Annotated in this window: 6 protein-coding genes; 4 read left to right on the top strand and 2 right to left on the bottom strand. The window is 44.0% G+C overall.

The window, feature by feature from the left end; translation table 11 throughout:
• The 3 genes from A3735_RS11945 to A3735_RS11935 all read left to right on the top strand — a co-directional run.
• A partial coding sequence (locus A3735_RS11945) for a 4-phosphoerythronate dehydrogenase (RefSeq protein WP_068638115.1) occupies nucleotides 1-922 on the top strand: 922 nt, incomplete at its 5' end.
• Nucleotides 923-958: 36 nt separating this feature from the next.
• Nucleotides 959-1,651, top strand: a complete 693-nt coding sequence (locus A3735_RS11940) for a flagellar brake protein (protein WP_068638113.1) — start codon at nucleotides 959-961, stop codon at nucleotides 1,649-1,651.
• A gap of 4 nt (nucleotides 1,652-1,655) precedes the next feature.
• Nucleotides 1,656-2,825, top strand: a complete 1,170-nt coding sequence (locus A3735_RS11935; protein WP_068514798.1) for an ATP-NAD kinase family protein — start codon at nucleotides 1,656-1,658, stop codon at nucleotides 2,823-2,825.
• Between the two features lie 112 nt (nucleotides 2,826-2,937).
• On the opposite strand, the gene A3735_RS11930 is transcribed toward A3735_RS11935, so the two are convergent.
• Nucleotides 2,938-3,312: a hypothetical protein gene (locus A3735_RS11930; RefSeq protein ID WP_156499632.1), complete on the bottom strand. Its 375-nt coding sequence runs from the start codon at nucleotides 3,310-3,312 to the stop codon at nucleotides 2,938-2,940.
• A gap of 89 nt (nucleotides 3,313-3,401) precedes the next feature.
• Nucleotides 3,402-4,631, bottom strand: a complete 1,230-nt coding sequence (locus A3735_RS11925; protein ID WP_068514753.1) for a pyridoxal phosphate-dependent aminotransferase — start codon at nucleotides 4,629-4,631, stop codon at nucleotides 3,402-3,404.
• Nucleotides 4,632-4,909: 278 nt separating this feature from the next.
• Here A3735_RS11925 and A3735_RS11920 point away from each other — a divergent pair, with 278 nt between their 5' ends.
• Complete coding sequence (locus tag A3735_RS11920) at nucleotides 4,910-5,497, top strand: heme-binding beta-barrel domain-containing protein (protein ID WP_068514756.1); 588 nt, start codon at nucleotides 4,910-4,912, stop codon at nucleotides 5,495-5,497.
• Nucleotides 5,498-5,510: the final 13 nt, after the last annotated feature.

Genomic DNA, 5,510 nt, shown 5'->3' with positions numbered 1-5,510 from the left:
TATTGATACTGATTACCTTGATCAGCAGGGCATTCGCTACTGTAATGCGCCTGGCTGTAATGCTAACTCTGTTGTTGAGTATGTTTTAAGTTGCTTATCAATTCTAACCGAAACTCATTCGCTCGATTTAGGCTCGGTAACAGTCGGTATTGTGGGTTATGGCAATGTTGGTAGCTTACTTGCTGCGCGCTTGGAGAAGCTGGGAATCAAGTTTAAAGCCTGTGACCCGTTTTTGGATGATGATTCACTTGTATCATTTGAAGAAGTGATGCGCTGCGACCTGATATCACTTCATGTGCCCTTAAGTAAAGAAGGTACGCATCCAACCTACCATATGATCGATAAGCAGGTGCTTGAAAGCTTGCAGCCAGAGCAAATTCTGATTAATTCGAGTCGGGGGCCGGTTATCGATAATGATGACCTGAATGACTTCCTAGATCATCAGCCACAGTTTACCGCTATCCTTGACGTGTGGGAGAGAGAGCCTGAGCTTAATGTCGAATTGGCTCGCAAAGTCTTTATTGGTACGCCGCATATTGCCGGCTATAGTTTTGACGGTAAGGTCTTGGGGACTGAAATGGTTTACCGGGCCTTATGCCAGTTTTTAGGTTTACCATCTCGCCACTCTTCTGGGCAATTCTTAGAAGAGCCGCCTTTGTCTAAAATGGCCTTTACTTCAAATGCAGATGTTGATTGGTCTATTCATACTGCAATTCGAGCCTGCTTTGATGTGCGTCATGACCATAGTTTACTGCAAGCCAGCTTACGCTTACCTGATGAAGAGCGATGGCAGGCCTTTGACCGCTTCCGAAAGAACTACCGCTGCCGGCGCGAGTTTTCAGGTGTAAAGATTCAATTGAAGAAAGTTAACTCAGAATTGCTAAGTAAGTTTAAGTCTTTAGGTTTTAATGTTAAGTCCTAAAATTGATACCTTAATAATGATAATAAGAGGTTAAGTGTGGCTGAGAAGCTTGATGATTCCCAAGATAGTCCAGTTGCGTCTTTTGCGAACTTAGGTTTATCAATTGGGGCGGCCGTCACTTTAGAAACAATTTCTCCTGCACGTAAGTATCAGGTAAACCTAATTGGTTTTGTTGAAAATCGTAGCATATTAATTTCTTCTCCCTTGAGAGAAGGTAAAGAAGTGCTTCTGGACAAAGACAGTACAGTGGCCGTTCGGCTTTTGGTGGGTAAGCAAGTCTGTGCTTTTGAAACTCGTGTCGCCTATCGTTCAATTCAGCCTTATAGCTATTATCACTTGGTTTATCCTGAAGAAATTACCGCGCTCCAGATTCGTAACTCTGAACGTGTCACGACAAATATTGAGGCTGAAATAGATAGCGACTTCGATATTTTTGGTGAATGGCCTAAACCTGCTTATATTGATAACTTAAGCAAAACTGGTGCAAGAATGTCTTCTCCCCAGTCATTGGGTGAAAAGGGGCATGAGCTTTTGGTGTCTTTTGAGCTGAGTGCGAGCGGTGTGACTAAGAGAATTTGCCTTCCGAGTATTATCCGCAATATAGAGCTAAATACCGATGAAGAAGTTGGTGAGGAAGGTCGCTATATTGTCGGTATTCAGTTTGTGAACCTGACTGATGAGCATGTGTTAACACTTTCCAGCTACATTTACGAAAATGAACGAAGATAAGGCAATGAGCCAAGCAAGTTTTACTTTTGGTTTGGTGCTTAACCCTCTAGCTGGAATGGGTGGGCCGGCTGCGCTTAAAGGTAGTGATGCAGCATCTACCACAGAAATAGCGATTTCCAGAGGCGTAGAGGCCAAGGCGGCCGATAGGCTAAGAGCGGTTTTAGTCGGTCTGAAAGATTTAGTTTTGCAGGGTAGATTGGCTTCAGTATCATTTTTGTGTGCAGGTGGACAGATGGGCGGAGATATCTGTTCAGAGTTTGCAGATGTCTTTGATATCGAGGTTTTGTTCCAGCCTCCTGAATTAACTCGAGCTGACGATACGCGTGCAGCCGCAGCCGAGATTATGAAACGCTCAATAGATATCCTGTTGTTTGTCGGCGGTGATGGTACTGCGCGTGATATCTACACGGTGATTGGTGATCAGCAGTGCGCTTTAGGGATTCCGGCAGGTGTAAAGATGCATTCTGGCGTATTTGCGGTAACACCTAAGGCGGTGGTTTCGGTGGTAGAAAGTATGGCGAGTCATCGTTTAGTGTCAGCCCGTATGGCAGACGTGAGAGATATTGATGAGGATGCTTTTGCCAAGGGGCTGGTTAAGACTCAGCATTTTGGTGAAATGCTGATACCGGACGATCAGCTTCTGGTTCAGTCGGTTAAATGTTCGGGCATGCTGGATGATGAGTTGATGCTTGAAGAGCTTTGCTCATTTATGAGTGAAGAATTAGAAGATGATACTTTGTATGTCCTCGGCTCAGGCGGCACCTTACAGCACTTGAAGGAAATGATCGGTTTGGAGCAGCCAACATTGCTGGGTGTTGATGTGTGTTTCTTTGATGGTGTAAATGTCACGCTTATCGCGAATGACGTTCATGAGGCTCAGCTATTTGAATTGCTGCAACAATATCCCAGGGTAAAGGTGATTCTCTCTGTTATAGGTGGGCAGGGGATTGTTTTAGGGCGTGGTAATCAACAAATTAGTCCACGAGTTCTTCGGCAGGCCGGTCTCGGTAACCTTCAGTTTATTTCGACTCAAGAAAAAATTAGAGCCCTTAATGGTCGGGCTTTGCATGTTGATAGCGGTTGTGACGAACTTGATAAGCAGTTATCTGGCTTTCATAAAATAATATGTGGCTATGATGATGCACTTATGTACGAGATTAGTTATTTGTCTTAAAAATATAAAAGGAATTAGGGGCACGACCCTGATGTTATTACCCCTCAGTGCCAGCTTCAGGCGGGGCTTTTGACAGCGCTAGATCGTTGTGTGCGGAAAGGGTTGTGGTCTGTTAGTTATCAGAGTATTTGTGAATCAGATGTTGCATGGCTATCGCGAGCTGGCTTGAGGTGCCATGCTTCATAATATGATTGAGTGTATCGATATTCGGCAAGCCCTTCAGGCCTTCAATGATTGGATGAATTTGCTCAGTTAAGACATTAATTTGCTGGTCGTGGCAGATGCTGGACATCAGCTTAAGACCCTTTGAAGTTAGGGTCGCCTGATCAATAGCTTCTTGCTTAAGAGTGCTTTCAAACTTAATGAAGCGCTCTTGCTCGAGCCAAAGCATAGCGCCAAAACAACTTTGAAAACGATCGCTATGTAAACCGTACTCATCAGCTTGGTCTGGGCCTGAGATATCCTCGACGAAGACGTTGCTCTTCATCGGGAAACTCATATACAGTTGCTTCAGAATTTTGGTGCAATCGAGAAAAAACTCTTCAATATGGATGCTGAACATTTAAATGGCTGACCCTAGTTCTCTTCAGGTAATTGTTCGTAAGTTTTTAGGAACAATTCAAAACGCTGAATTGCATCTTCCAGAACGTCTACCCGTGGAAGGAATACGAATCGGAAGTGCTGAGTATCACTGAGGTTAAAGCCTGTTCCGTGAACGATAAGAATACGCTGCTGTTTGAGCAAGTCCAAGACCAATTTTTCGTCGTTTACGATCGGGTAAATCTCAGGGTCTAGTTTAACAAAGAGGTAAAGCGCGCCATCAGGCTTGACGCATGAAACGCCCTTAATATCATTGAGCATTTTCCAGGCAAGCTCACGCTGCTCCCATAAGCGTCCGCCCGGAACGATTAGGTCATTGATACTTTGATAACCGCCCAAAGCGGTTTGAATCGCGTATTGAGCGGGTACATTACAGCAAAGTCGCATTGACGCGAGCATATCGATGCCGTCGATGAAATCTTCAGCATAATGCTTAGGACCGGTAATCATCATCCAGCCAGACCGGTAACCGGCTGCACGATGGGTCTTAGATAGGCCATTGTAGGTCAATGTAAGGACATCTGAAGACAGCGACGCAAGGGGTGTGTGAGTTGCGCCGTCATATAGAATTTTGTCGTAGATCTCGTCAGCTAATAGCATCAGCTTAAACTCTCGAGCAAGGTCGACCAACTCTTTCAGTAAGCTTTCAGGGTAAACCGAGCCGGTCGGGTTGTTCGGGTTAATGACGACAATTGCTTTGGTATTGTCGTTAATTTTACTGCGAATGTCCTCGACGCTTGGGTACCAGCTAGACTCCTCATCACATAGATAATGCACAGGCTTACCGCCACTTAGCGTTACAGCAGCCGTCCATAGAGGGTAGTCAGGTGAGGGGATTAACACTTCATCGCCGTCATTTAGCAGAGCCTGCATAGACATAACAATGAGCTCACTTGCGCCGTTGCCTAAATAGATATCTTCTATGTCAACATTGAGAATGTTTTTTGACTGATAATGCTGCATAACGGCTTTACGTGCAGAGTATAAGCCCTTTGAATCACTATAGCCTTGAGCGTTAGGCAAGTTACGAATGACGTCGGTTTGTATTTCTTCAGGTACGTCGAACTCAAAGGGCGCAGGGTTGCCAATGTTAAGCTTTAGGATTCGATGGCCTTCTTCTTCTAAACGCTTGGCTTCTCGCGCGACTTCCCCTCGAATGTCGTAACACACATTATCAAGTTTGGAAGATTTTTTGATGATTTTCATGACGCAAGAATCCATTAAATTAAGAAATTAAATAAGGCTATCTTTTTACTATAGATCCTATTCTAATAAATTACGCAAGATATGAAACGTAAATTATTAGTCTTACTGATATTTAAGCATAAAGCGCTCAGAACCCTGAGAAGTAGAGATGGCTTAGATCTAAATCAATTTCAGAGTCTTTATTTAGCTTGGCAGCACTAAAATTTCTCTAAAGCGCTTTAAAAACGACAATGAAAAAAGCATTATCCTATTAATAGAAAAATAGATTCGAGGTAGCTATGTCAGAATTCAAAGCAATTGATAACAAAGTTTTAGATGCCAAGCTTGTAGGGCCCTTAGCGCTGTTGCTGGGAAAGTGGCAAGGTGAAACAGGGATGGACATTGCACCGGAGCCCGACGGTGTTGAAGAAAACGCCTTCTATGAAACCTTGGAATTCAAACTCGTGGGTGATGTGAGTAATGCTGAAGAGCAAGACTTGGGCATTGTTCAGTACGAACAAATAGTTCGTCGCAAGCGCGATGACAAGCTAATTCATCATCAGCTAGGCTACTGGACTTGGGATGCTGAGAGCCAAACCATTTGTAATGGCTTTACGATTCCTCGTCGTGTCTCTCTGCTCGCTGGCGGTACAGTTGAATACATCAATAATAAGATGATTATTTTTGTTGAAGCAGAAAATGGCAGCGATACCTGGGGCATTACTGAAGCGGCGTTTATGAGGGAAAAAGCAAATACCAAGTCCTTCAGTCAAACATTGGAAGTGGAGGGGGATCGCTTGCATTATCAGCAAACAACTGTGGTTGATATCTATGGTGAGAGTGGCTTCGAACATACCGATGAAAATACCCTAACCAAGATATCTTAATCTGATCACTTTC

This window comes from Oleiphilus sp. HI0061 (assembly GCF_001635675.1).
The sequence above is the reverse complement of the archived record's forward strand: the minus strand, read 5'-3'. Positions and strand labels throughout refer to the sequence as shown.

What these genes read in the sequence shown, in the direction of transcription:
- A3735_RS11920 (WP_068514756.1), top strand. Translation starts at nt 4,910, where the DNA reads ATGTCAGAATTCAAAGCAATTGATAACAAAGTTTTAGATGCCAAGCTT.
- A3735_RS11930 (WP_156499632.1), bottom strand. Translation starts at nt 3,312, where the DNA reads ATGAAGAGCAACGTCTTCGTCGAGGATATCTCAGGCCCAGACCAAGCT.
- A3735_RS11925 (WP_068514753.1), bottom strand. Translation starts at nt 4,631, where the DNA reads ATGAAAATCATCAAAAAATCTTCCAAACTTGATAATGTGTGTTACGAC.
- A3735_RS11935 (WP_068514798.1), top strand. Translation starts at nt 1,656, where the DNA reads ATGAGCCAAGCAAGTTTTACTTTTGGTTTGGTGCTTAACCCTCTAGCT.